Raw genomic sequence first — 24,259 nt, 5'->3', positions numbered from 1 at the left:
GCGGGCAATGCACCAGCTCGCCCTGCCGTTGCTCGCCAGCCTCGTCGCGCTGGCGTTCGCGTTCGACTTCCTCAACGGTCTCCATGATGCGGCCAACTCGATCGCGACGGTCGTGGCCACGAAATTGCTGAGCCCGGTGCAGGCGGTGCTGTTCGCCGCCTTTTTCAACTTCGCGGCCTATTTCCTGACGCTCGCCTATCCGCAGCTGCACGCCGTCGCCGAGACCATCGGCAAGGGGCTGATCGACAAGGACCTGGTGACTCCAGCGGTCGTGTTCGGCGCGCTGGTCGGCGCGATGACGTGGAACGTGATCACCTGGCTGATGGGAATCCCATCGTCGTCGAGCCATGCGCTGGTCGGCGGGATCGTCGGGGCGGGGGTCGCGCACGCGGGGATCGGCGGGATTCAGTGGAGCGGCCTCAACAAGACCCTCATCGCCATCGTCGCCTCGCCTTTCCTCGGGATGGTGCTGGCGATGATCGTGATGCTGGTTACCAGCTGGTTCGCGGCGAAGGCGAAGGCGCATGCCGCCGACCGCAGCTTCAAGGCGCTGCACCTGGTGTCGTCGGCGGCCTATTCGCTCGGTCACGGCTTGAACGATGCCCAGAAGACGATGGGGATCATCACGGTGCTGCTTTATTCGACCGGCTATCTCCACGGGAAATTCGCGGTCCCCCATTGGGTGGCGATCGGCTGCTACATCGCGATGGGCCTGGGGACGATGGCGGGCGGCTGGCGGATCATCGAGACGATGGGCAGCCGGATCACCAAGCTCAGCCAGCAGCAGGGCTTCGCCGCGTCGACCGGCGGCTCGGTGATGCTGTTCGGGGCGAGCGCGCTCGGCATTCCCGTATCGACCACCCACACGATCACCGGGTCGATCATCGGGGCAGGGGTCGCCCGGCGCGCATCGGCGGTCCGCTGGGGCGTCGCCCGCAACATCGTCATCGCTTGGATCGTCACCATTCCCTGCTCGGCTGCCGTCGCGGCCTTTTTCTACTGGCTGACGCGCTTCTTCTGATCCGCTTGCAACCCTGTGGGGCGCCGCCCATATCGGGACAGTCGCGCCGGGACGGGGTAGCCATTAACGCCTCTAACAGTTTGATTGTGCGAAAAAGCGGTCTAGCATGACCGCGTCGGCCCCCGCGGGGGCAGCAAGGACAAGGAATTTATGACCAAGCTCACCGGCAGCGACAGCAAGAGCACGCTCTACTGCAGCTTCTGCGGCAAATCGCAGCATGAAGTGCGCAAGCTGATCGCCGGGCCGACTGTGTTCATCTGCGACGAATGCGTCGAGCTGTGCAACGACATCATCCGCGAGGAGACCAAGTCGTCGCTGGTCAAGAGCCGCGACGGGGTGCCGACCCCGGCCGAGATCTGCCAGGTGCTCGACGATTACGTCATCGGCCAGGCGCGCGCCAAGCGGGTGCTGTCGGTTGCGGTGCACAACCATTACAAGCGGCTCGCCCACGGCAGCAAGAACGCCAACGAGGTCGAGCTCGCCAAGTCGAACATCCTGCTGATCGGGCCGACCGGCTGCGGCAAGACGCTGCTCGCCCAGACGCTGGCGAGGATCCTCGACGTGCCGTTCACCATGGCCGACGCGACCACGCTGACCGAGGCGGGCTATGTCGGCGAAGACGTCGAGAACATCATCCTGAAGCTGCTGCAGGCATCCGACTACAACGTCGAAAAGGCGCAGCGCGGCATCGTCTACATCGACGAAATCGACAAGATCAGCCGCAAGTCGGACAACCCCTCGATCACGCGCGACGTGTCGGGCGAGGGCGTCCAGCAGGCGCTGCTGAAGCTGATGGAAGGCACCACCGCGAGCGTTCCGCCGCAGGGCGGGCGCAAGCATCCGCAGCAGGAATTCCTGCAGGTCGACACCACCAACATCCTGTTCATCTGCGGCGGCGCCTTCGCCGGGCTCGAACGGATCATCGGCGACCGGCTCGAGGGCAAGTCGATCGGTTTCGGCGCGCACGTCGCCGCGCCCGAGGAGAAGAAGACCGGGCAGGTGCTCAAGAATACCGAGCCCGAGGACCTGATGAAGTTCGGACTGATCCCCGAGTTCATCGGCCGTATGCCGGTGATTGCCACGCTCGAGGACCTCGACGAAACGGCGCTGGTCAAGATCCTGGTCGAGCCGAAGAACGCGCTGGTCAAGCAGTACCAGAAGCTGTTCGACATGGAGGAGGTCGAGCTCCAGTTCAGCGACGACGCGCTCCATTCGATCGCGCGCAAGGCGATCGATCGCAAGACCGGCGCGCGCGGGCTCCGCTCGATCCTCGAGGGCATTTTGCTCGACACCATGTTCGACCTGCCGGCGATGGACGGGGTCGACGAGGTCCATGTCGACAAGGAAGTCGTCACCGGGTCGAAGGAGCCGGTGCGGGTTTACGCGAAAAAGGACAAGGCGGCGGGCGGCGGCGACGCGGCCTAGTCGCGCTTGAGTGAAGGCACGCTTCCGGGCTGGCTTCCCGCGCCGCTGCGCGAGCCCACGAGCTGGTGGAAATCGGCGGGGCTAGGCTGGGCGCTCGCGTTCGGCGGGAGCCTGATCCTGTCCGCGCTGGTCAGCCGGCTCTTTCCCTCGCTCGGCACCCCGCGCTTCCCGGTCAGCGGCGCCTATGCCTTTTTCCTTCTGGTGATCTTCTCGCCGCTGGTCGAGACGCTGATCATGGGCGGGGCGCTGCTGTTGCTCCTGCGGTTCCTGCCCCCGGGCGCGGCAATCGTCGTCAGCGCGGTCGGCTGGGGAATCGCCCATTCGACCGCGGCGCCCGCCTGGGGCCTCATCATCTGGTGGCCGTTCCTGATCCTCTCGACGCTGTTCGTCGCGTGGCGTGAACGCGGGATCGGTGCGGCGATGGGAATCGCCGCGCTGACCCATGCATTACAGAACCTCGTCCCGGGGACCTTCGTCGCGCTCGGGCTGCCGGGCTAGAAGGTCCCGATCGGAACCTGCGCGTTGTAATAGCTCGCCAGCACCTTCTGGTCGCGATCGTAGGGATCGCCGCGGAAGGTGACCCCGTCGGTCGCCGACGGCACCGCGGTGAAATAGGTCATGTAGACCGGGATCGGGGTCGGCAGGTCGACCCGTTCCTCGGGCTTTCCGGTCTTGGGCGTCGGGACGTAGCCGAACAGGAACTTGGCGAGCTGCTTGGCCTGCGACAGGCGCACGCAGCCGTTTGAGATCCACAGGTTCGAATCGGCGAACTTCGCCTTTTCAGGATAGTCGTGGAGGTAGATGCCGAAGTCGTTGGGCAGCATGAACTTCATGTCGCCCATTGAATTGCCCGGGCTCGGCCCGCGCCGCATCCGCACTAGCAGCCGCCGATCGGCGACCGCCTGCCAGTCGACCTTCGCGGGGTCGAGCAGCGGCGCATTCTCCGACCAGTCGGCCATGATCTCGTAGTGGCGGTAGGTGAGGTAGCCCGGCCCTTCCTCGAGCACGTGCTTCGCCATGATCGTCTGGACGAGGTCGGGCGGGACGTTCCAGTAGGGGTTGAGGTTCACGTAGCGGATCATCGCCGCCATCATCGGCGTCGGGGTTTCCTTGGTCCCGACGATGACCTTCATCTTGCCGACCGTCTTGCCGCGATCGACCATCGAGAGCTCGCTGTCGCCCGCGTCGATCATCACATATTTCGGGAAGCGCTCGGGATCGGGCAGCCGCTTGGCGCGCTCGATATTCGCGGCGAGGCGAAGCTCATAGTCGCGCGGCGGCAGGCTGAGCGCGTTGAGCGTCTTGCCTGCGACCAGCCCGTCGACCTTGAGCCCGTGGACCCGCTGGAAATCGCGGACCTTCTTATCGACCGTGGCGTCGAAGCCGTTGCCCGGCGCGAGGCCGAGGCGATAGCGCAATTGGGCGACGCGCGGATCGGTCGAGCCCTTCTTCATCACCGGTCCGGCGGGAATGAACACCGCGGGGAGGCGGCCCCACTGCTGGTGATATTTGATCAGCCCGCGGCGAAGCTGGGTCACCATCGGGTTCATCGGCACGAACAGGTCCATCGGCTGCGCGGCCTGTTGTTCGGGGGTCTCGACCCGGCTCATCCCCAGCATCTCGATCGCCTTGTCGGTCGGCCGAAGCTCGGGATCGACATAGATCATGCTTACGCCCTGCTCGATCTGGGCAGGGACGGGGACGGGCTCGATCGGCTGCGGACGCGCGGCGCCGAGCGTGGCGGGAACGGCGAGCATGGTGGCCGCAAGCAGCATCTTGGTCTTCAATTGTCGCATAAGCCCCACCTATTCCCGCTAAGCTGAACCTCGCCCTAACCTCGTCTGGCGGGGCGTCGAGCCGCCGCCAACAGGCGTTGCGCCGGATTCACCCCGTGGCGCGATGAATTTCCGGCGCATCGGCGCGTTCGTTGCACCGCGGCGAGGGCGCGCCCATATAGTCGGCATGACTCGAACGCTTCCCGTCCTTCCCCTTCGCGACATCGTCGTCTTCCCACACCGCATCGTGCCGCTGTTCGTCGGCCGCGAAAAATCGGTCGCCGCGCTCGAAAAGGCGACCGCCGACAATCGCGAGGTGTTCCTCGTCGCGCAGCTCGATCCGAGTGAGGACGATCCCGACCGCGACCAGCTCTACGACCTCGGGGTGATCGCGACCGCGATGCAGCTGCTCAAGCTGCCCGACGGGACCGTCCGCGTCCTCGTCGAGGGCGCGCAGCGTGCCCGCCTGGTCGAGCTGGTCGACGTCGACAACCATGTCGAGGCGACGGTCGAGCTGGTCGACGAGGAGCCCGCCGACGGGACCGAGGCGCAGGCGCTGATGCGCTCGGTGCTCGACCAGTTCGAGAATTACGCCAAGCTCAACAAGCGGCTCCCCGCCGAGACCTCGATGCAGCTGAGCGAGATCGACGACCCCTCGATCCTCGCCGACGCGGTCGCCTCCAACCTGTCGGTCAAGGTGGCGGACAAGCAGGCGCTGCTCGGCGAACTCAACCCCGCGCGCCGGCTGGAGATGGTGTTCGCTTTCATGGAGGGCGAGCTCGGCGTGCTCCAGGTCGAGAAGAAGATCCGTAGCCGGGTTAAGCGGCAGATGGAGAAGACCCAGCGCGAATATTATCTCAACGAGCAGTTGAAGGCGATCCAGCGCGAGCTCGGCAACGAGGGTGAGGAAGGCGGGGACGAGCTCAACGAACTTGCCGCCCGAATCCGCAAGACCAAGCTCAGCAAGGAGGCGCGCAGCCGCGCCAATGCCGAGCTCAAGAAACTTCGGGCGATGGCACCAATGTCGGCCGAGGCGACGGTCGCGCGCAACTATCTCGACGTGTTGCTCGGTCTGCCGTGGGGTAAGAAGTCGAAGCTGAAGCGCGACATCGCCGAGGCGCAGGCGGTGCTCGACGAGGACCATTACGGCTTGGAGAAGGTCAAGGACCGGATCGTCGAATATCTGGCGGTGCAGGCGCGGACCAATCGGCTCAAGGGGCCGATCCTGTGCCTCGTCGGGCCGCCGGGCGTCGGCAAGACCTCGCTCGGCCGCTCGATCGCGCGCGCGACGGGGCGCGAGTTCGCGCGCCAGTCGCTCGGCGGGGTGCGCGACGAGGCCGAAATCCGCGGCCATCGCCGGACCTACATCGGCTCGCTGCCGGGCAAGATCATGGCCAACCTCAAGAAGGTCGGCACGTCGAACCCGCTGTTCCTGCTCGACGAGATCGACAAGCTCGGCCAGGACTTCCGCGGCGACCCGGCCTCGGCGCTGCTCGAGGTGCTCGACCCCGAGCAGAACAGCAAGTTCCAGGACCATTATCTCGAGATCGACTACGACCTGTCGGACATCATGTTCGTGACCACCGCGAACAGCCTCGACATGCCGCAGCCGCTGCTCGATCGGATGGAGATCATCCGGCTCGAAGGTTACACCGAGGACGAAAAGGTCGAGATCGCCAAGCGCCATCTGATCCCCAAGCAGATGGAGGCGCACGGCCTCAAGGACGGCGAACTGCTGTTCACCGACGAGGGGCTGCGCGACGCGATTCGTCACTACACGCGCGAGGCCGGCGTCCGGACGCTCGAGCGCGAGCTCGCCAAGGTCGCGCGCAAGTCGCTCCGCAGGATTCTCGAAGGCAAGGCCGAGACAATCGAGCTGGTTCCCGGCAACGTCCACGAATTCCTCGGCGTGCGCCGCTATCGCTACGGGGTCGGCGAGGAGGAGGACCAGATCGGCGCGGTGACCGGGCTGGCGTGGACCGAGGTCGGCGGCGAGCTGCTAACGATCGAGGCGGTGACGGTGCCCGGCAAGGGCCAAATCCGCACCACCGGCAAGCTCGGCGAGGTGATGCAGGAATCGATCCAGGCGGCGATGAGCTTCGTGAAGGCGCGTGCGCCCGCCTACGGGGTCAAGCCGTCGATCTTCGCGAAGAAGGACATTCACGTCCACCTGCCCGAGGGCGCGGTGCCCAAGGATGGCCCCTCGGCGGGCATCGGCATGGTCACCGCGATGGTCTCGACGCTGACCGGAATCCCGGTCCGGCGCGACGTCGCAATGACCGGCGAGGTCACGCTTCGCGGGCGCGTGCTGCCCATCGGCGGACTCAAGGAAAAGCTGCTCGCGGCGCTCCGCGGCGGGATCGGGACGGTGTTCATCCCGGCGGAGAATGAAAAGGACCTCGCCGACATCCCGGCCTCGATCCGCGAGAAACTGGCGATCGTCCCGGTCAGCCACGTCGACGAAGTGCTCGGCGCGGCGCTCGCTCGCCCGATCCAGCCGATCGAGTGGTCCGAAGCCGACGAACATGCGGTCGAGCCGCCGCCGTCAACCATTGGTGGCGAAGAGGCGGCAGTTCGTCATTAAGGACTTTGACTTACGCAGAAAGAGGCGTCTTAAGGCGCCTGACTACGGTCGCGAGTCTGTCGCGACGCAAGCGGAGACCTGGCTCATGAACAAGCAGGAACTGATCAGCCAGATCGCGGATCGGGCGGGACTGTCGCGCAACGACTCGAGCCGGGCGGTCGAGACGATGCTCGAACTTATCACCGGCGCCTTGAAGCGCGGCGACGAGGTCCGGCTGGTCGGCTTCGGCAATTTCTCGGTCACCCGGCGCAAGGCGTCGACCGGGCGCAACCCGCGCACCGGTGAGCCGATGCAGATCAAGGCGAGCTCGCAGCCCAAGTTCCGCCCGGGCAAGATCCTGAAGGACGCGGTCCAGTAATCGGGCAAGGAAAGTTTGGCCGGGCAGGCTGGACAGAGTGCGCCGCGCTCGCCTAAGGGCGGCGCTCACCGGGGATGCCCATTCGGGCGCGTAGCTCAGCGGTAGAGCACACCCTTCACACGGGTGGGGTCACAGGTTCAATCCCTGTCGCGCCCACCATCCCCGGGGCCGTCGATCGTCAGTTGAGATAGTTGGGCTGGAAGCTGGCGACCCGCTGGATTTCCGCCCAGTCCATGAAGTGAATCTCGCGGCCCTGGCGGCGGATCAACCCCTGCCGCTCCAGATCCGCGAACACCCGGTTGACGTTGACCGAGGTCTGCCCGGTGATGTCGGCGATCTGCTGCTGGGTAAAAGGATTGACCAGCGGCTCGTGGGTCGCGTCGACCCCTGCGCGCTGCGCCGTCTCGCACAGCAGGTGCGCGACCCGCGCAGTCGAATCGCGGCGTCCGCAATTGACCAGCCATTCGTAGCCGATCGACGTGTGGCGTTCGATCAGCTTCCAGAAGAAGCGGCTGAGCTCGGGATTGGCGGCGACGATCGGGTCGAAATCCTCGGCGCGCCCGACCATCACCTCGCTCTTGACGATCGCCTGCACGCCATAGTCGGCATCGCCCTCGCGCGGGAGGATGCCGTCGCCGGGAAAGCGCAAGGCGACGATCTGGCGGCGACCCGCGCCGTCGGTCTTATATTTCGACAAAAGGCCCGAGCGGACGAACATCACTTCGTCGCGCTTCACGCCGCGCTCGCGAAACGGGCGGCGCGGCTCGACGGTCACGATCTTGTGCGGCATGTCCTCGAGCAGCTTGGTCAGCCGCGGCTCGAGCCCCGCGCGGAGCAGGGTTTCCCCGAGACCTGCGCCATTTTTCATCAACCTGGTTTCACGATTCATCGTCGAAAAATTTCCTACGCGCCGACTCCTTACGGTCGTGTCGGCCGTCGTGTTCTACAGAAACGACATTAATATAGATCAACAGATCGGACATTGATACGGCACGGGCCCGATATTTTCCTCGCTGCAACAATTCGTGGCGAGAGGCAATCGACGAATAGCTATTCATGGCCTGTCATGGCTTGCTTGCCATTCGTCGCGTCCAATCCTAAGGGAGCGCCCGCGTCGGACGGCGCATTGTGGCGATCGTAGCTCAGTTGGTTAGAGCATCGGTTTGTGGTACCGAGGGTCGCGGGTTCAAGTCCCGTCGATCGCCCCATTCTTCCTTCGCGGCAGGGTCGCGAAATCACCTGGCGACAGCATCCATCGAGAGACGCTGCGCCGCGTTCATGGATGAGGATCCGCGATGCTGACCCCCTGGGGTTTTCCCGACTTCGACGCGCACGAAGCGCTTCATTTCGTCACCGACCGGGCGACCGGGCTGCGCGCGATCATCGCCGTCCACTCGACCCATCTCGGGCCCGCCGGCGGCGGCACCCGCTTCTGGCATTACGCCGACGATGCCGACGCGCTGACCGACGCGCTGCGGCTGTCGCGGGGGATGAGCTACAAGAACGCGATGGCGGGCCTGCCGCTAGGCGGCGGCAAGGCAGTGATCCTCGCCAACGCCGATCGCAGCAAGGACGAGGCGCTGGTCGCAGCGTTCGGTCGCGCCGTCGACTCGCTTGGCGGCCAATATGTCACCGCCGAGGATGTCGGGATGAGCGTCGCCGACATGATGACCATCGCCGGCCAGACCCGCTTCGTCGCGGGCCTCCCGGTCGAGGGCGGCGCGGTCGGCGGCGATCCGGGGCCGCACACCTCGCTCGGCGTCTTCCTTGGGATCAAGGCGGCGGTGCGCCGCGCGCTCGGCAAGGACAGCCTCGCCGGGCTTCACCTCGCGATCCAGGGCGCTGGAAGCGTCGCCGGCGGAGTCGCTAGGCTCGCCGCGGCCGAGGGCGCGCGCCTGTCGATCGCCGATGTCGACGCGGCGCGGGTCGAACGGCTCGCGGCCGAAACCGGCGCGACGATCGTCCCGGTCGACGCGCTGCTGTCGACCCCGGCCGACGTGGTCAGCCCGTGCGCGCTCGGCGCGATCCTGACCGAAGAAAGCATCGCCGCGCTCGACACGCCGATCGTCGCCGGCGGCGCCAACAACCAGCTCGCGACTCCCGAGGACGGCACCCGGCTGATGGAACGCGGAATCCTCTACGCCCCCGACTATGTCATCAACGCGGGCGGGATCATCAACGTGTCGACCGAATATGTGAAGGACGGCGGGCCCGAGCTGGTCCGCCAGCGGATCGAGGCGATCCCCGGGCGGCTCGAGCAGATCTGGTCGGAGAGCGCCGCCTCGGGCCGCGACCCGGCGGCGGTCGCCGATTCGATGGCCCAAGCGCTGATCGGTCGCTGATCGAAGCCCGATTGAAGGGGGCGATGCGGTCGGCTAGGCCTTGGTCCGTGCACGGCTACGCCAACCCCGCCCGCTTCCTCAAGATCGCGCGCCCGCTGACCCCCTGGCTGCTCTGGCCGGGGCTGCTGCTGGTGCTCGCCGGAAGCTATGGCGGGCTGTTCGTGACCCCGCCCGACTATCTGCAGGGCGATGCCGCGCGGATCCTCTACATCCACGTCCCGACCGCCTGGCTCGGCATGGCCGGGTGGGGCGGGATCGCGGCGGCCTCGCTGAGCCAGATCGTCTGGCGCCACCCGCTCGCCGCGGTCGCCGGCCGCGCGGTCGCCGCGCCGGGCGCGCTGTTTGCCGGCCTGTGCCTCGCCACCGGGTCGATCTGGGGGCGTCCGACCTGGGGGACGTGGTGGGAGTGGGACGGGCGGCTGACCTCGATGCTGATCCTCTTCTTCCTCTACCTCGCCTATATCGGGCTCGCCGCCGCCGAGCGCGAGCGCGGCGGCGACGGGCGGATGGCGGCGATTTTCGGACTCGTCGGCGCGGTCAACCTGCCGATCATCCATTATTCGGTGCTGTGGTGGCGAACGCTTCACCAGGGCCAGTCGATCAGCCTGAGCGGGGGGTCGGAGATCGCCTCGTCGATGATCTGGCCGCTGCCGATGACGCTCGGCGGGTTCACCCTGCTGTTCGCCGCGGCGGTGCTGATGCGGATGCGCGCCGAGCTGTCGCGGGCGCGGGTCGAGGCGCGGATGCGGCGGGCGGCGGCATGAATCCCTGGCCCTTTGTGATCGCCGCCTACGCGCTGGTGCTCGGCGGGACCGCGCTGCTGCTCGTCCGCTCGGCGCTGGCGATGCGCAAGGCCGAGGCCGACGCCGACGCGGCGCGCGGAGACCGGCGATGAAGCCCAAGCACCAGCGCCTCACCCTCGTCGCGGTCGCGGCGGTCGCGCTGCTCGGCGCGGCGTTGCTGGCGATGTGGGGGCTGAAGGACCGCGCCGCCTATTTCGCGACCCCGAGCGACATCGCCGCGGGCGAGCTCAAGCCCGGCGAGTCGGCGCGGCTCGGCGGGATGGTCGTCGCCGGCTCGCTCCAGCATCTGCCCGACGGGGTCACCATCCGCTTCATCGTTAGCGACCTCAAGAAGACCACCCCGGTGGTGTTCCGCGGCATTGCCCCCTCGCTGTTCCGCGAAGGCAGCGGGGTCGTCGCCGAAGGCAAGCTCGAGGGCGGGGGGCTGTTCGTCGCCGACAACCTGCTCGCCAAGCATGACGAGCGCTACATGCCGCCCCCGATCGCGAAGGCGATGGCCAGGAAGTGATCGCCGAACTCGGTCTTGCCGCGCTGTGGGTCGCCGCCGCGCTGTCGGCGCTGCAACTGGCGATGGCGTGCGGGCTGACCGGGCCCGACGGGCGCGGGCGCACCGCGATGCGCGCGGTCGCGCTGCCGCAGGCGCTGCTGACGCTCGCCGCCTTCGCCGCGCTGATCGCGGTGTTCGTGCGATCGGACATGAGCGTGCTGCTGGTTGCCGAGAACAGCAACAGCGCCAAGCCCTTGCTCTATCGCTTCGCGGGCACGTGGGGGAACCACGAAGGCTCGATGCTGATGTGGGTGACGATCCTGTCGATCGCCGGGCTCGCGGTCGCGCTGTTCGAACGGCGGCTCGACGCGCGCACGCTCAGCTTCACCATCGGCGCGCAGGCCGCGCTCGCGCTCGGCTTCTTCGCCTTTCTGCTGATCGCGTCGAACCCGTTCACCCGGCTCGATCCGGCGCCGGTCGACGGGCAAGGGCTCAATCCGCTGCTCCAGGACCCCGGCCTCGCCTTCCACCCGCCGACGCTCTACCTCGGCTATGTCGGGTTGTCGGTCGCGTTCAGCCTCGGCGTCGGCGCGCTGCTGTCGCGCGAAGTCGGGCCCGCGCTCGCCCGGGCGATGCGGCCGTGGGTGCTGGGCGCGTGGATCTTCCTGACGATCGGGATCACCGCGGGCAGCTACTGGGCCTATTACGAGCTTGGCTGGGGCGGCTGGTGGTTCTGGGACCCGGTCGAGAATGCCTCGCTGATGCCGTGGCTGGCGGCGACCGCGCTGCTCCACAGCCTCAACGTGCTCGCCGCGCGCAATTCGCTCAAGGCGTGGACGCTGATGCTGGCGCTGGTCGCCTTTTCGATGTCGATGGTCGGCACCTTCCTCGTGCGCTCGGGAATCCTCACCTCTGTCCACGCCTTCGCGGTCGATCCGCGGCGCGGAACCTTCATCCTCGGGCTGCTCGCGCTTTACGTCGGCGGGGCGATGGCGCTGTTCGCGGTGCGGATCGCGACGGTCAGCGAGGGCGCGCCGTTCAACCTCAAGAGCCGCGAGGGCGGGCTGGTCGCCAACAACCTGCTGCTCACCGTGATCCTCGGCATCGTCTTCGTCGGCACGCTCTATCCGCTGCTCGCCGAGGCGGCGACCGGCGAGAAGCTGTCGGTCGGACCGCCCTATTTCAATGCGGTCGCGGGACCGGTCGGGCTGATCCTCGTCGCGCTGCTGATGTTCGCGCCGCAGCTTAGCTGGAAGGTCGACCGCGGCGTGATCGGGCCGCGGCTCGCCCCCGGCGTTCTGGTCGCGCTCGTCGCGCTGGTCGCCAGCCTCATCCTTGCCCCGTCAATGACGATCCTCGAACGCGCGGGCCTCGCGCTCGGCGTCGGCCTCGTCCCCGCCTCGGTGCTTCCGCTGGTCGGCCGCTCGGTCAAGCGGATCCCGCTTCCGACATGGGGCATGGCGCTCGCCCACCTCGGGGTCGGGGTGGCGATCATCGGCATGGCGTGCAACGGCGCCTTCACCAGCGAAACGCTGGTCGCGATGAAGCCGGGCGACATCGCCAGCGTCGGGCCGTGGCAGGTCCAGCTGCGCAACATCACCCCGGCGGCGGGCAAGAATTACACCGCGCTGCAGGCAGACCTCGCCGCCTCGCGCGGCGACGGGCGGGTGCTGCTCGACCCCCAGACGCGCTTTTTCAGCAACCCGCAGCAGACCACCAGCGAGACCTCGATCGCGACGCGCTGGGACGGGCAGCTCTACACGGTGATCGGCGACCAGGCCGACGGCGGGCGCTGGCAGTTCCGGCTGTGGTGGAAGCCGTTCGTGACGCTAATCTGGCTTGGCGGCGCGCTCATCGCCGTCGGCGGGGTGCTCGCGCTGCTCGGCCGCGCCTGGGCGGGACGGCGCAAGCGGCTGCGCGGCGAGGACTGGGAGCTGTCGCGGTGAAGGGCGGGCTGCGCTTCATCCCGCTGCTGGTGATCCTCGCCTTCGTGGTCGCGGTCGGCTGGCGGCTGACCCGGCCCGAGGACAAGGAAGTGAGCTCGAAGCTGGTCGGCAAGCCCGCGCCCGCCCTCGCACTGCCGTCGGCGATCCCCGGACGCCCGGGGCTGACCCCCGCGAGCCTGCGTGACGGCAAGCCCCACCTCGTCAACTTCTTCGCCAGCTGGTGCGTCCCGTGCATCGGCGAGGTGCCGCTGCTCGGCCAGTTGCGCAAGGAAGGCGTCGACGTGATCGGCATCGCGGTGCGCGACAAGCCCGACGACCTCGCCGCCTTCCTCCGCCAGAATGGCGACCCCTACGGTCCGATCGGCGCCGATCTCGACAGCGGGGCGCAGCTGGCGTTCGGCTCGTCGGGGGTGCCCGAAAGCTTCATCGTCGACGGCAAAGGCGTGATCCGCCTCCAGCAGATCGGCGCGATCGACGACAGCGACCTCGACCGCGTGCGCGCGGCATGGAAGGCCGCCCAATGAAGCGCGGGCTGCTGCTCCTCGCGCTCGTCTCGGCGCCGCTGCTCGCCGACAGCAAGCTGCCCCCCGCGGCGTGGGCCAACCGCCAGCTTCCGGACGCGCGGCAGGAAGCGGCGGCGCAGTCGCTGATGGAAGAGGTGCGCTGCCTCGTCTGCCAGGGTCAGTCGATCGCCGACAGCAATGCCGAGCTTGCCGGCGACATGCGCTCGATGATTCGTCAGCGGATCGGGGCGGGGCAGCAGCCGGGCGAGGTGCGCGACTGGCTGATCGGTCGCTACGGTCCGTGGATCAGCCTTCGTCCCCCGGTCGAGCCGCTGACCTGGCCGCTGTGGGCGGTTCCGCTCGCGCTGCTGCTGGTCGGCGGATGGATCGCCGCGCGCCGCTTCCGGAGGCGCGCATGAGCTTCGTCCTGCTGGCGCTGATCGTCGCAATCGCGGCGGGGCTGATGTGGCTGCTCAGGCTGCGCGGGCCGATGCTGGTGTTCGGGCTCGCCGCGCTGCTGGTCGGCAGCGCGGGCTATGTCCTGCAGGGCCATCCGGGGCTCGACGGAGCGCCGCGCGAAGGCGTCGCGCCGCCGCCGCCGCTCCCGCTCGCGGGCGCGCGTGCCGCGTTGATGGACCAGTTCAGCTATGGCGCGCACTGGCTGGTGATGGCCGACGCGCTTGAATCCGAGGGCGAGACGCAGGACGCGGTCAACCTCATCGCCGCACAGATAAAGCGTCATCCCGACGACTACGACCTGTGGGTCGGGCTCGGCAACGCGCTGGTCGATCATGGCCACGGTCTCACCCCGGCGGCGCAGCAGGCGTTCGACCGGGCGCAGGCGATCGGCCCCGCCGCGCCCGCCGCGCCCTTTTTCCGCGGGCTGGCGATGGCGCGATCGGGCCAGGTTGACGAGGGCGTCGCGGTGTGGCGCGACCTGCTCGCGCATGCGCCCGCCAACGCCAGCTGGCGTCCGTTCATCGAGAATGCGATCTCGATGGTCAGCGGCGGCGGGCCACTTCCGGCCGCGCCGCCGCCCGCGACGAACCCCGCCCCGACTCAGCCTTAAATAGGCTCGAACGCCAGCCCGAGCGCCTCGGCGACCGCCTCGTGACGGATCTTGCCGTCGCTGACGTTGAGCCCGTTGGCGAGGTGCGGGTCCTCGGCCATCGCCCGGTCGGGGCCGAGATTGGCGAGCTTGAGCGCGAACGGCAGCGTCGCGTTGTTGAGCGCGAAGGTGCTGGTCCGCGCCACCGCGCCGGGCATGTTGGCCACGCAATAATGGATGACCCCGTCGATCTCGTAGACCGGGTCGTCGTGGGTGGTGGCGTGGCTGGTCTCGAAACAGCCGCCCTGGTCGATCGCGATGTCGACCAGCACACTGCCGCGCTTCATCGTCTTGAGCTGGTCCCGGGTGACCAGCTTGGGCGCGGCGGCGCCGGGGACCAGCACCGCGCCGATCACCACCTCGGCCTCGCGGATCGCGTCGGCGATCGCGGTCTTGCTGGCGAAGGCGGTCTTGATCGTCGTGCCGAAATGCATGTCGAGCTCGGCCAGCCGGTCGTTGTTGATGTCGTAGATGGTGACGTCGGCGCGCTGCCCGGTGGCAATCTGCGCGGCGTTGATGCCCGCGACCCCGCCGCCGAGGATGGCGACCTTGGCCGGCGCCACGCCGGGAACGCCGCCGAGCAGCACGCCGCGGCCGCCCTGTTCCTTTTCGAGGTAGTGGGCGCCGACCTGGACGCTCATCCGGCCCGCCACCTCGCTCATCGGCTTCAAGAGCGGCAGCGCCCCCGAGCGACTGGTCACCGTCTCGTAGGCGATGCAGGTCGCGCCGCTCTCGATCAGCCCCTTCGCCTGCTCGGGATCGGGCGCGAGGTGGAGGTAGGTGAAGAGCAGCTGGCCGGGGCGGAGCATCGCGATTTCCTGCCGCTGCGGCTCCTTGACCTTGACGATCATGTCGGCGGTGGCAAACACCTCCGCGGCGCTCGGCAGGATGGTCGCGCCGACCTTTTCATAGGCCTTGTCCGAAAAGTCGATGCCGGTCCCGGCGCTCTTTTCGACGAACACCTCGTGTCCGGCGGCGATCAGCTCGGCCACCGAGGCCGGGGTTAGCCCGACGCGATATTCGTGGTTCTTGATTTCCTTCGGCACACCGACGCGCATTTTTGTCTTGCTCCTGAATGGGATGGCGCGCCTATAGCCCCCGTCCCGGCCATTTGCAGCGACTTTTTGCGCTGCTAGCGTCGCGCCCGAGATGAGGATCGATCGATGAGTGAGGGCGAGTCGGCTGCGCCTGGCGGCCATGCCCATGGGCCGCTGTGGAAACTGTCGGTCGGCGCGGTCGGGATCGTGTTCGGCGACATCGGCACCTCGCCGATCTACGCGTTCCGCGAGACGTTTGCCGGGCACCACCGACTGACCCCCGACGCGTTCCACGTCTACGGCGTCCTGAGCCTGATCTTCTGGTCGATGATGATCATCGTCACGCTCAAATATGTGTCGATCATCATGAAGGCCGACAACAAGGGGGAGGGCGGAAGCTTCGCACTGCTCGCGCTGATCAACCGGTCGAGCGGCAGCGACAAGCGCAAGTGGACCACCGGCATCGTCCTGCTCGGGGTGTTCGCGACCTCGCTGTTCTACGGCGATTCGATGATCACCCCGGCGATCTCGGTGCTGTCGGCGGTCGAGGGGCTGACCACGGTCAACGCCTCGTTCCAGCCGTTCGTCATCCCCGGCGCGATCGTAATCCTGATCGGGCTGTTCATGATCCAGTCGCACGGCACCGCCAAGGTCGGGCTGCTGTTCGGGCCGGTGATGATCGTCTATTTCGTCGTGCTCGCGGTGCTCGGCGCGATCCATATCGCCGACCATCCGGCGACCATCTGGAATACGCTCAACCCGCTTCGCGCCGCGGCCTTTTTCGCGGCGAGCCCGTGGGGGGCGTTCGTCGCGATGGGCTCGGTCGTGCTCGCGGTGACCGGGGCCGAGGCGCTCTATTCGGACATGGGGCATTTCGGGCGCAACCCGATCCGGGTGAGCTGGATGTTCTTCGTCATGCCCGCGCTGGTAATCAACTATATGGGGCAGGGCTCGATGCTGCTTGCCCAGACCCCCGCGCAGGCGTTGGCGACGGTCCAGAACCCCTTCTTCTACCTCGCCAGCGACGCCTTCCGGCTGCCGCTGGTAATCCTCGCCACGCTGGCGACGATCATCGCCAGCCAGGCGGTAATCAGCGGCGCCTTTTCGGTCACCCAGCAGGCGATCCAGCTCGGCTTCATTCCGCGTCTGCACATCACCCATACCAGCGAGACCGCCGCGGGGCAGATCTATATTCCCGCGGTGAACTGGGCGCTGCTGGTGATGGTCCTGCTGCTGGTGCTCAATTTCCAGAGTTCGTCGAACCTCGCCGCCGCCTACGGCATCGCGGTGACCGGGGCGATGGCGATCGACACGTTGCTGATCGCGGTGGTGCTGTTCAGCCTGTGGAAGTGGAACAAGCTGCTGGCGGGCGCACTGGTCGGCGTCTTCGCGACGGTCGATTTCCTCTACTTCGGCGCAAACCTGCTCAAGGTGCCGGTGGGCGGCTGGTTCCCGCTGCTGATCGGGCTGATCGCCTTCACCATGCTGACCACCTGGGCGCGCGGCCGAGCGCTGATGATCGTGCGCATGGCCGAGGCGAGCCTGCCGATCGAACTGTTCATCAAGTCCGCGGCCGCGAGCGCCACCCGGGTCCCGGGCACCGCGGTGTTCCTCACCAGCTCGACCCACGGCGTGCCGCACGCGCTGCTCCACAATCTGAAGCATAACAAGGTGCTCCACGAACGCGTCTTCCTGCTGACCGTGCGCGTCGCCGACGTCCCCTATGTGAAGCCCGAGCGGCGCGCCGAGCAGGAGGATTACGGGCAGGGCTTCTACCGCGTCGTGCTCCACTACGGGTTCATGGAGGACATTCACGTGCCCGAGGCGCTCGCCGCGCTGAAGGAAGTCGGCGAGCCGTGCCGGATGATGGACACGAGTTTCTTCCTCGCCCGCCAGACGCTGATCGCCTCGTCGCGGCCGGGGATGGCGATCTGGCGCGAGAAGCTGTTCGCGTGGATGCTGCGCAACGCCGAAAGCGCGATGCTGTTCTTCAAGCTGCCGACCAACCGGGTGGTGGAACTGGGCAGCCAGGTGGAGATTTAGCCTTTCGCTTCGCGCGCGTAACGCCTACCCGCGCCGCCACTGCGAGGGAGCTGAGTCGCCGATGTCGGATGAACAGGGGAACGAGAGCTCCGGCGAGGCGCCGGGGAATCACGGCCCGCACGGCTCGACCGCGGCGCTGGCGATCGGGGCGAGCGGCGTCGTGTTCGGCGACATCGGCACCAGCCCGCTCTACGCGGTCAAGGAAATCTTCGTCGGACACCACCCGCTCGCGGTCGACCGGCTCCACATCTACGGGGCGATGAGCCTGATCTTCTGGTCGCTGATGATCGTGGTGACGATCAAATATGTGACCTTCATCCTGCGCGCCGACAATAAGGGGGAAGGGGGCAGCCTCGCGCTGCTCGCGCTGATCCAGCGGTCGAGCGGTCAGAAAAAATGGACCAAGGGGCTGACGATGCTCGGCATCGCCGCCACCGCGCTTTTTTTCGGCGACGCGATGATCACCCCGGCGGTGTCGGTGCTGTCGGCGGTCGAGGGGCTCGAGACGGTCGGCAAGGGGTTCGACGAATTCGTCATCCCGATCTCGATCGTCATCCTCGTCGGCCTGTTCGCGATCCAGTCGCGCGGGACCGAGACGGTCGGCCGGCTGTTCGGCCCGGTGATGACCTTCTACTTCGTGGTGATCGCGGTGCTCGGCGTGATCCAGATCTCGGCCAACCCGGCGATCCTGTGGGCGTTGAACCCGATGTGGGCGTTCAAGTTCATCGCGCACGACCTGAAGCTCGCCTTCCTCGCGCTCGGCTCGGTGGTGCTGGCGGTGACCGGGGCCGAGGCGCTCTATGCCGACATGGGGCATTTCGGGCGCCGGCCGATCCGGCTGGCGTGGCTGTTCCTCGTCTTCCCCGCGCTGCTGCTCAACTATTTCGGCCAGTCGGCGCTGATGCTCGCCCACCCGGCGGCGGCCGAGAATCCGTTCTACCTGATGGCAGGGGAGGCGTGGCGCCTGCCGCTGGTGATCCTCGCCACCGTCGCCACCGTCATCGCCAGCCAGGCGGTGATCACCGGGGCCTTCTCGGTCACCCAGCAGGCGATCCAGCTCGGGCTCATCCCGCGGCTTCGGATCGACCACACCAGCGAAAAGGCCGCGGGCCAGATTTACGTCAAGCTGACCAACTATGCGCTGATGGTGCTGGTGATCATCCTCGTCATCGGCTTCCGCTCGTCGAGCAACCTCGCCGCCGCTTACGGGATCGCGGTGACCGGCACGATGTTCATCACCGCGCTGATGCTCGGCGTGCTGGCGGTTCGGGTGTGGAACTGGCCGGTGCCGGCGGTCGCGGGGCTGGTCGGCGGCTTCATGCTGATCGACGGGATCTTCTTCGCGTCGAACCTCACCAAATTCTTCGACGGGGGCTGGTTTCCGCTGCTCATCGGGGCGATCGCCTTCACCTTCCTCACCACTTGGGCAGCGGGTCGCAAGCTGATGATCCAGCGGCTCAACGAGGCGTCGATGCCGATCGGGGTGTTCATCAAGTCCGCCGCCGCCAGCGCGCGTCGAATCCCGCTGACCGCGGTGTTCATGACCAGCGCGCGCGATGGCGTGCCCCCGGCGCTGCTCCACAACCTCAAGCATAACATGGTGCTCCACGAGCGCATTGTCCTGCTCACCGTCCGCATCGCCGACGTGCCGCGCGTGCGCGAGGAGCATCGCTCCGAGGTCCAGCCGCTCGGCGAGGGCTTTTACCGGATCATCCTCAACTATGGCTTCATGGACGAGATCGAGGTCCCAGCCGCGCTCGGCCGGCTCGAGACGTGCGGCGGCCGGTTCGAGCCGATGAAGACCAGCTATTTCCTGTCGCGCCAGACGCTGCTGGTCAGCGACCGGCCCGGCATGGCGATCTGGCGCGAGCACCTGTTCGCGTGGATGCTGCGCAACGCCGAAAGCGCGATGGAATTCTTTAAGCTGCCGACCAACCGGGTGGTCGAACTCGGCAGCCAGGTCGAAATCTGACCGGCGCGCTGATCGTCACCGCCGGGCTCGGCGCGAGCGATTTCGCCCGGCTCGACGCGCAGCGGCGGCGCTACTTCCCGCCCGAGCGCAACCTGCTGTCGGCGCACCTCACCATGTTTCACGCTCTGCCGCCCTCGGCGGAAGACGAGGCGAGGTCGCTGTTCGCGCGCCTCGCGGTCGCGCCTGCTCCGGCGGCGGAAATATCGGGGCTGATCAATCTCGGCCGCGGAGTCGCCTACGCCGTCCGCTCGCCGCGGCTGGAGGACATCCGCCGGCGGATCGCCGAGCATTTCCGCGGCCTGCTGACCGCGCAGGACGCCAACCGATGGCGGCCACACGTCACCGTGCAAAACAAGGTCGATCCGTCACGGTCGCGCGCCCTGCTCGCGGAGCTGTCGGCGTCGTTTCGCCCGCGCTCTCTGAGGATCGAGGGTATTGCGCTTCATCGCTATCTCGGCGGGCCTTGGGAGCCGCTCGGCAGCTGGCCGTTTCGCGGCTAGCTGAGGTCGCCGATCCCGTCGCAGCTGAGGTCGAACGCCGCCATCCCGGCTTCGAGCACCGAGGCGAGCATCGGCATTTCGAGCAGTTCGTCGACCGCGCCGCCGCTCGACACTTCGTCGGTCGCTTCCTCGATCGCTTCGTCCCAGTCGGCGGCCTCGTAGGTTCCCTGCCCGACCCAGCAGAAGGCGAGCACTTCGGCCTGCTGGTCCTCGGCGAGGTCGTCGAGCGAGGTCCTGAGCTCGTCCTCGACGCTGGTGTTGATCGAGTCCTGGAGTGCGGAAAGCGCCTCGCCGTCCTCGCCATCGACCTCGTCGGCGTCTTCGTCGTCGTCGTAATTGCCGGGCACCTGCGCTTCGTATTCGCGGGCGCGGAGGATGATTCGGCAAAGCGTGTCGAGGGGGGTGACCGGGTCCATCGTCTCTCTTCCAGGGCTGTGGACGGTGAACGAGGGCAGGGGAATCCGGTTCCCGGCTTTCAAATTGACGCGCCCGGCGCTCGACCCTATAGGCGCCGTCGTCGGAGCCACGGGGTCCGGCCGCGCCCTGGGGCGGAGTAGCTCAGCTGGTTAGAGCAGCGGAATCATAATCCGCGTGTCGGGGGTTCAAGTCCCTCCTCCGCTACCATCGAAATGCCATGACCGTCCGGGGGACGGTCATGGCATGTCGATCATCCCGCTCGGTCCGTGAGGTCGCCGTTCGGTTTCCCTTCGATCCGCTCACTGGGCAGACGCGAAACGCGGCTCGGCCGATCGAGCCTGCTTCTCGATATATTGTCGTGGAAAAAGCAAAGCGCCCGGACCGTGACGATCCGGGCGCCCTTGCGTGACGATTGCTCGTCAGCCCCCTAACCGGACGGAAGCCGTGCTCCCTGAAACCGGCATCCTCTCCTGATGGATCGAAGCGTTTGATCGCTCCGTGATCCGTGAGCGATGGATGCCGCCGGCGCGGGCCAAGCGCAATATGGAAAGCGCGTCGATACAACAGTTTGAATCAAACTGTGTTTTTCCGGGCACAGGAGGACTCGATTGCCTTCGCCCGAGGCGGCGGCTAGCAGGGCGGCGACCCGCCGACCGGAGGACATGAGCTTGCGCGTTTCCCGCTGTTTCCTGCCCGTGATGAAGGAAAGCCCGGCCGACGCGCAGATCGTCAGCCACAAGCTGATGCTCCGTGCCGGCCTGGTCCGCCAGACCGCGGCGGGGATCTACGCCTGGCTGCCGGTCGGCTGGCGGGTTCTCCAGAAGATCGAGCAGATCGTCCGCGAGGAGCAGGACAAGGCGGGCTCGGTCGAGCTGCTGATGCCGACGCTTCAGTCGGCCGACCTGTGGCGCCAGTCGGGACGCTACGACGCCTACGGTCCCGAGATGCTGCGGATCAAGGACCGGCACGAGCGTGAGATCCTCTACGGCCCGACCAACGAGGAAATGATCACCGCGCTGTTCCGCGACGAGGTGCGCAGCTACCGCGAGCTGCCGCGCACGCTCTACCATATCCAGTGGAAATTCCGCGACGAGGTCCGCCCGCGCTTCGGCGTGATGCGCGGGCGCGAGTTCCTGATGAAGGACGCCTATAGCTTCGACCTCGACGAAGGGGGCGCGCGCAACAGCTATTACACCCAGCTGCTCGCCTATCTGCGCACCTTCCAGCGGCTCGGGATCAAGGCGGTGCCGATGAAGGCCGCCTCGGGCCCGATCGGCGGAGACCTTAGCCACGAGTTCATCGTCCTCGCCCCGACCGGCGAGAGCGAGGTATTCTACGACGCCGCGTTCGAGGAATTCGACTGGAGCCAGGCCGACCTTCGCTACGACGATGCCGATGGGCTCAAAGCGCTGTTCGACCAGGTAAGCTCGACCTATTCGGCCACCGACGAGACCCATGACGAGGCGCGCTGGGCCGGCGTCGCCGCCGACCGCCAGCGCACCGGGCGCGGGATCGAGGTCGGGCACATCTTCTACTTCGGCACCAAGTACAGCGCGTCGATGGGGCTCAAGGTCAGCGGCCCCGACGGGTCGATGGTGACCCCCGAGATGGGCAGCTACGGCATCGGCGTCTCGCGCCTCGTCGGGGCGATCATCGAGGCGAGCCACGACGATGCCGGGATCGTCTGGCCCGAGGCGGTCGCGCCGTGGAAGGTCGGGATGGTGACGATGCGCGGCGACGATCCGGCGACGGTCGCCGCGGCCGACGACCTCTACGCGAAGCTCTCGGCGGCGAACGTCGAGACGCTCTACGACGACCGCGACGAGCGCGGCGGGGTCAAGCTCGGCTCGATGGACCTGATCGGCCTTCCGTGGCAGCTCGTGCTCGGCCCGCGCGGGGTCGCCGCGGGGACCGCCGAGCTCAAGAACCGCCGCACCGGCGAGAAGCAGGAACTGAGCCTCGAAAGCGCGCTGGCGAGGTTCACCGCGTGATCCTTTCGCCCTATGAGCGGATGATCGCCAAGCGCTACCTGCTGCCCAACAAGGGCGAGGGGTTCATTTTCGTCGTCGCCGGCTTCTCGGTCGGCGCGGTCGCGCTCGGGGTCGCGGCGCTGATCATCGTGATGAGCGTGATGAACGGCTTTCGCGCCGAGCTATTCGACAAGATCACCGGGCTCAACGGCCACGCGATCATCCAGGGCTATGACGGGGTGCTGGGCGACTGGCAGCCGATCGAGGCCGCGGCGCTCAAGACCCCTGGAGTGACCAAGGCGACCCCGCTGATCGAGCAACCGCTGATGGCGAGCGGCAACGGCCGGGTCGCGGGCGTGCTGGTGCGCGGGCAGACGATGGACGACATCCTCCACAACCCGACGCTCAGCAATCATGTCGTCCAGGGCGACCTCAAGTCGATCACCCCGGGCAGCGGGCGGGTCGCGATCGGCTCGGCGCTCGCGCAGCAGCTCGGCGCGAGCGTCGGCAGCGACATCACGCTGATCAGCCCCGACGGAAAGTCGACCCCGGTCGGCACCGTCCCGCGGATGGTTACCTATACCGTCGGCGCGATCTTCGAGGTCGGGGTCTACCAATATGACCAGGCCTATGTCGTCATGCCGATGCAGGACGCGCAGTCGTTGCTGATGCTTGGCGACGGGGTCGGCCAGATCGAGATCCAGACGACCAATCCCGACAAGGTCGGCGAGATCCTGGCGCCGCTCCAGCCCGTGGTTCACGACCGCGGCGTGATCATCGACTGGAAGCAGATGAACGCCGCGCTGTTCGAGGCGCTCGAGGTCGAACGGGTAGCGATGTTCGTGGTGCTGTGCATCATCATCCTCGTCGCCGCGTTCAACATCGCCAGCTCGCTGATCATGCTGGTTCGCGCCAAGACCCGCGACATCGCCATCCTGCGCACGATGGGCGCGAGCCGCCGGTCGATGACCAAGGTGTTCATGACCGTCGGCCTGACCATCGGCATGGTCGGGATCGTCAGCGGCGCGATCATCGGCGCGATCTTCCTGTTCTTCCGCCAGGACGTGGTCGACGGCATCCAGCGATTGACCGGGCAGGACCTGTGGGATCCCAAGATCCGCGTGCTCACCACGTTGCCGTCGAAGACCGACCCGGTCGAAGTCGGGGCGATCATCGCGGTGACGCTGGTGCTGACCTTCCTCGCCACCCTCTTCCCGGCGCGTCGCGCGGCAGCGACCGACCCGGTGCAGGTGCTTCGCTATGAGTGAGCCGGTCCTCGCATTGAGCGGCGTGCGCCGCAGCTTCATCCAGGGCGAGGTGACGATCCAGGTGCTTCGCGGCGTCGACCTCACCGTCATGCCGGGCGAGATCGTCGCGCTGCTAGGGCCCTCGGGGTCGGGCAAGTCGACGCTGCTCCAGGCGGTCGGGCTGCTCGAAGGCGGGTTCGACGGCTCGATCCGGATCATTGGCGAGGAGGCGGCGAGCCTTGACGACGACGCGCGCACCCGGCTCCGCCGCGACGCGCTCGGCTTCGTCTACCAGTTCCACCACCTGCTGCCCGAATTCGACGCGATAGAGAACGTCGTTCTGCCGCAACTCGTGAAAGGCACTGACGGCGTTGCGGCGCGCGACCGGGCGCGGGCGCTGCTGACAAAACTCGGGCTCGAGGCGCGGCTCGACCATCGCCCGGCCAAGCTATCGGGCGGCGAGCAGCAGCGCGTCGCGGTGGCGCGCGCTCTCGCCAACCAGCCCCCACTGATCCTCGCCGACGAGCCCACCGGCAACCTCGACGAGGCGACCAGCGAGCGGGTGCTCGGCGAATTCCTCAACCTCGTCCGGGGCGAGGGCAGCGCGGCGCTGGTGGCGACCCACAACGAGCGGCTGGCGGCGAAGATGGACCGGGTCGTCCGGCTTCGCGACGGGCGCCTCGTCTAGGCCAGAAAGCTGTGGAAAAGGCGGTGCCGGCGA

General features: G+C 67.4%; 23 protein-coding genes and 3 tRNA genes. 22 read left to right on the top strand and 4 right to left on the bottom strand.

Annotation, left to right across the window (positions count from 1 at the left end; translation table 11 throughout):
• The first annotated feature begins 7 nt into the window (after positions 1-7).
• From ABDK56_RS02480 to ABDK56_RS02470, 3 genes are all read left to right on the top strand, one after another.
• Positions 8-1,021: an inorganic phosphate transporter gene (locus tag ABDK56_RS02480; RefSeq protein WP_349806474.1), complete on the top strand. Its 1,014-nt coding sequence runs from the start codon at positions 8-10 to the stop codon at positions 1,019-1,021.
• Between the two features lie 150 nt (positions 1,022-1,171).
• Complete coding sequence (gene clpX / locus ABDK56_RS02475; RefSeq protein WP_349806473.1) at positions 1,172-2,446, top strand: ATP-dependent Clp protease ATP-binding subunit ClpX; 1,275 nt, start codon at positions 1,172-1,174, stop codon at positions 2,444-2,446.
• Positions 2,447-2,452: 6 nt separating this feature from the next.
• The gene (locus ABDK56_RS02470; RefSeq protein ID WP_349806472.1) at positions 2,453-2,944 is read left to right on the top strand and encodes a type II CAAX prenyl endopeptidase Rce1 family protein; all 492 of its coding nucleotides are present in this window, start codon (positions 2,453-2,455) and stop codon (positions 2,942-2,944) included.
• Here ABDK56_RS02470 and ABDK56_RS02465 read toward each other — a convergent pair.
• Entirely contained in the window at positions 2,941-4,242 is a 1,302-nt protein-coding gene (locus tag ABDK56_RS02465; RefSeq protein WP_349806471.1) for a L,D-transpeptidase family protein, read from the bottom strand. The two genes, ABDK56_RS02470 and ABDK56_RS02465, sit on opposite strands and share 4 nt — an antisense overlap.
• Before the next feature lie 166 nt (positions 4,243-4,408).
• On the opposite strand from ABDK56_RS02465, the gene lon reads away from it, so the two are divergent.
• From lon to ABDK56_RS02450, 3 genes are all read left to right on the top strand, one after another.
• Positions 4,409-6,805, top strand: a complete 2,397-nt coding sequence (lon, locus tag ABDK56_RS02460) for an endopeptidase La (RefSeq protein ID WP_349806470.1) — start codon at positions 4,409-4,411, stop codon at positions 6,803-6,805.
• Positions 6,806-6,890: 85 nt separating this feature from the next.
• A complete protein-coding gene (locus tag ABDK56_RS02455; RefSeq protein WP_502959249.1) occupies positions 6,891-7,163 on the top strand; it encodes an HU family DNA-binding protein in 273 nt (90 codons plus the stop codon).
• Positions 7,164-7,247: 84 nt separating this feature from the next.
• Positions 7,248-7,322 (top strand) — tRNA-Val (locus tag ABDK56_RS02450).
• Between the two features lie 19 nt (positions 7,323-7,341).
• Here ABDK56_RS02450 and ABDK56_RS02445 read toward each other — a convergent pair.
• Complete coding sequence (locus ABDK56_RS02445; RefSeq protein ID WP_349806468.1) at positions 7,342-8,052, bottom strand: Crp/Fnr family transcriptional regulator; 711 nt, start codon at positions 8,050-8,052, stop codon at positions 7,342-7,344.
• A 242-nt stretch (positions 8,053-8,294) separates the two neighbouring features.
• On the opposite strand from ABDK56_RS02445, the gene ABDK56_RS02440 reads away from it, so the two are divergent.
• The 9 genes from ABDK56_RS02440 (at position 8,295) to ABDK56_RS02400 (ending at position 14,313) form a co-directional block, all read left to right on the top strand.
• Positions 8,295-8,371 (top strand) — tRNA-His (locus tag ABDK56_RS02440).
• 87 nt (positions 8,372-8,458) lie between these two features.
• Positions 8,459-9,505, top strand: coding sequence for a Glu/Leu/Phe/Val family dehydrogenase (locus tag ABDK56_RS02435; RefSeq protein ID WP_349806467.1), 1,047 nt, complete (start codon positions 8,459-8,461; stop codon positions 9,503-9,505).
• A 47-nt stretch (positions 9,506-9,552) separates the two neighbouring features.
• Complete coding sequence (ccmC, locus tag ABDK56_RS02430; RefSeq protein WP_349806466.1) at positions 9,553-10,269, top strand: heme ABC transporter permease CcmC; 717 nt, start codon at positions 9,553-9,555, stop codon at positions 10,267-10,269.
• Positions 10,266-10,400, top strand: coding sequence for a hypothetical protein (locus ABDK56_RS02425; RefSeq protein ID WP_349806465.1), 135 nt, complete (start codon positions 10,266-10,268; stop codon positions 10,398-10,400). Before ccmC ends, ABDK56_RS02425 begins: the two co-directional genes overlap by 4 nt.
• Positions 10,397-10,816 carry a cytochrome c maturation protein CcmE gene (gene ccmE, locus ABDK56_RS02420; RefSeq protein WP_349806464.1) on the top strand — a complete coding sequence of 140 codons (420 nt, stop codon included), beginning with the start codon at positions 10,397-10,399 and terminating at the stop codon, positions 10,814-10,816. Before ABDK56_RS02425 ends, ccmE begins: the two co-directional genes overlap by 4 nt.
• On the top strand, positions 10,813-12,741 hold the full coding sequence (locus tag ABDK56_RS02415) for a heme lyase CcmF/NrfE family subunit (protein WP_349806463.1): 1,929 nt from the start codon (positions 10,813-10,815) through the stop codon (positions 12,739-12,741). The genes ccmE and ABDK56_RS02415 overlap by 4 nt, the downstream gene beginning before the upstream one ends.
• Positions 12,738-13,265 (top strand): redoxin family protein, encoded by a 528-nt coding sequence (locus tag ABDK56_RS02410; protein ID WP_349806462.1) that lies wholly within the window; start codon positions 12,738-12,740, stop codon positions 13,263-13,265. Before ABDK56_RS02415 ends, ABDK56_RS02410 begins: the two co-directional genes overlap by 4 nt.
• The gene (locus tag ABDK56_RS02405) at positions 13,262-13,663 is read left to right on the top strand and encodes a cytochrome c-type biogenesis protein (protein WP_349806461.1); all 402 of its coding nucleotides are present in this window, start codon (positions 13,262-13,264) and stop codon (positions 13,661-13,663) included. Before ABDK56_RS02410 ends, ABDK56_RS02405 begins: the two co-directional genes overlap by 4 nt.
• Complete coding sequence (locus ABDK56_RS02400; RefSeq protein ID WP_349806460.1) at positions 13,660-14,313, top strand: tetratricopeptide repeat protein; 654 nt, start codon at positions 13,660-13,662, stop codon at positions 14,311-14,313. The genes ABDK56_RS02405 and ABDK56_RS02400 overlap by 4 nt, the downstream gene beginning before the upstream one ends.
• Here the strand turns inward: ABDK56_RS02400 and ald are convergent.
• Positions 14,310-15,410 (bottom strand): alanine dehydrogenase, encoded by a 1,101-nt coding sequence (ald, locus tag ABDK56_RS02395; protein WP_349806459.1) that lies wholly within the window; start codon positions 15,408-15,410, stop codon positions 14,310-14,312. The two genes, ABDK56_RS02400 and ald, sit on opposite strands and share 4 nt — an antisense overlap.
• 105 nt (positions 15,411-15,515) lie before the next feature.
• Between ald and ABDK56_RS02390 the strand changes: the two genes are divergently transcribed.
• The 3 genes from ABDK56_RS02390 (at position 15,516) to ABDK56_RS02380 (ending at position 19,904) form a co-directional block, all read left to right on the top strand.
• Positions 15,516-17,432 (top strand): potassium transporter Kup, encoded by a 1,917-nt coding sequence (locus ABDK56_RS02390; RefSeq protein ID WP_349806458.1) that lies wholly within the window; start codon positions 15,516-15,518, stop codon positions 17,430-17,432.
• 61 nt (positions 17,433-17,493) lie between these two features.
• The gene (locus ABDK56_RS02385) at positions 17,494-19,404 is read left to right on the top strand and encodes a potassium transporter Kup (RefSeq protein WP_349806457.1); all 1,911 of its coding nucleotides are present in this window, start codon (positions 17,494-17,496) and stop codon (positions 19,402-19,404) included.
• The gene (locus tag ABDK56_RS02380; RefSeq protein ID WP_349806814.1) at positions 19,401-19,904 is read left to right on the top strand and encodes a 2'-5' RNA ligase family protein; all 504 of its coding nucleotides are present in this window, start codon (positions 19,401-19,403) and stop codon (positions 19,902-19,904) included. Before ABDK56_RS02385 ends, ABDK56_RS02380 begins: the two co-directional genes overlap by 4 nt.
• Here ABDK56_RS02380 and ABDK56_RS02375 read toward each other — a convergent pair.
• Entirely contained in the window at positions 19,901-20,320 is a 420-nt protein-coding gene (locus tag ABDK56_RS02375) for a DUF3775 domain-containing protein (RefSeq protein WP_349806456.1), read from the bottom strand. The two genes, ABDK56_RS02380 and ABDK56_RS02375, sit on opposite strands and share 4 nt — an antisense overlap.
• Positions 20,321-20,451: 131 nt before the next feature.
• Between ABDK56_RS02375 and ABDK56_RS02370 the strand changes: the two genes are divergently transcribed.
• The 4 genes from ABDK56_RS02370 to ABDK56_RS02355 all read left to right on the top strand — a co-directional run bounded on the left by ABDK56_RS02370 (position 20,452) and on the right by ABDK56_RS02355 (position 24,226).
• Positions 20,452-20,528, top strand: a tRNA-Met gene (locus tag ABDK56_RS02370).
• 461 nt (positions 20,529-20,989) lie between these two features.
• Complete coding sequence (gene proS, locus ABDK56_RS02365) at positions 20,990-22,312, top strand: proline--tRNA ligase (RefSeq protein ID WP_349806455.1); 1,323 nt, start codon at positions 20,990-20,992, stop codon at positions 22,310-22,312.
• Positions 22,309-23,559: a lipoprotein-releasing ABC transporter permease subunit gene (locus ABDK56_RS02360; protein WP_349806454.1), complete on the top strand. Its 1,251-nt coding sequence runs from the start codon at positions 22,309-22,311 to the stop codon at positions 23,557-23,559. The genes proS and ABDK56_RS02360 overlap by 4 nt, the downstream gene beginning before the upstream one ends.
• Complete coding sequence (locus ABDK56_RS02355) at positions 23,552-24,226, top strand: ABC transporter ATP-binding protein (protein ID WP_349806453.1); 675 nt, start codon at positions 23,552-23,554, stop codon at positions 24,224-24,226. Before ABDK56_RS02360 ends, ABDK56_RS02355 begins: the two co-directional genes overlap by 8 nt.
• Positions 24,227-24,259: the final 33 nt, after the last annotated feature.

It is taken from the genome of Sphingomonas sp. ASV193 (assembly GCF_040203355.1).
Lineage (GTDB): Bacteria > Pseudomonadota > Alphaproteobacteria > Sphingomonadales > Sphingomonadaceae > Sphingomicrobium.
Note: the sequence above shows the minus strand (reverse complement) of the source record. Positions and strands in the feature narration are given on the sequence as shown.

Coding starts and splice junctions, on each gene's coding strand:
- ABDK56_RS02480 (WP_349806474.1), top strand. CDS start 8: ATGCACCAGCTCGCCCTGCCGTTGCTCGCCAGCCTCGTCGCGCTGGCG.
- clpX (WP_349806473.1), top strand. CDS start 1,172: ATGACCAAGCTCACCGGCAGCGACAGCAAGAGCACGCTCTACTGCAGC.
- ABDK56_RS02465 (WP_349806471.1), bottom strand. CDS start 4,242: ATGCGACAATTGAAGACCAAGATGCTGCTTGCGGCCACCATGCTCGCC.
- lon (WP_349806470.1), top strand. CDS start 4,409: ATGACTCGAACGCTTCCCGTCCTTCCCCTTCGCGACATCGTCGTCTTC.
- ABDK56_RS02455 (WP_502959249.1), top strand. CDS start 6,891: ATGAACAAGCAGGAACTGATCAGCCAGATCGCGGATCGGGCGGGACTG.
- ABDK56_RS02445 (WP_349806468.1), bottom strand. CDS start 8,052: ATGAATCGTGAAACCAGGTTGATGAAAAATGGCGCAGGTCTCGGGGAA.
- ABDK56_RS02435 (WP_349806467.1), top strand. CDS start 8,459: ATGCTGACCCCCTGGGGTTTTCCCGACTTCGACGCGCACGAAGCGCTT.
- ABDK56_RS02425 (WP_349806465.1), top strand. CDS start 10,266: ATGAATCCCTGGCCCTTTGTGATCGCCGCCTACGCGCTGGTGCTCGGC.
- ccmE (WP_349806464.1), top strand. CDS start 10,397: ATGAAGCCCAAGCACCAGCGCCTCACCCTCGTCGCGGTCGCGGCGGTC.
- ABDK56_RS02405 (WP_349806461.1), top strand. CDS start 13,262: ATGAAGCGCGGGCTGCTGCTCCTCGCGCTCGTCTCGGCGCCGCTGCTC.
- ABDK56_RS02400 (WP_349806460.1), top strand. CDS start 13,660: ATGAGCTTCGTCCTGCTGGCGCTGATCGTCGCAATCGCGGCGGGGCTG.
- ald (WP_349806459.1), bottom strand. CDS start 15,410: ATGCGCGTCGGTGTGCCGAAGGAAATCAAGAACCACGAATATCGCGTC.
- ABDK56_RS02390 (WP_349806458.1), top strand. CDS start 15,516: ATGAGTGAGGGCGAGTCGGCTGCGCCTGGCGGCCATGCCCATGGGCCG.
- ABDK56_RS02385 (WP_349806457.1), top strand. CDS start 17,494: ATGTCGGATGAACAGGGGAACGAGAGCTCCGGCGAGGCGCCGGGGAAT.
- ABDK56_RS02375 (WP_349806456.1), bottom strand. CDS start 20,320: ATGGACCCGGTCACCCCCCTCGACACGCTTTGCCGAATCATCCTCCGC.
- ABDK56_RS02355 (WP_349806453.1), top strand. CDS start 23,552: ATGAGTGAGCCGGTCCTCGCATTGAGCGGCGTGCGCCGCAGCTTCATC.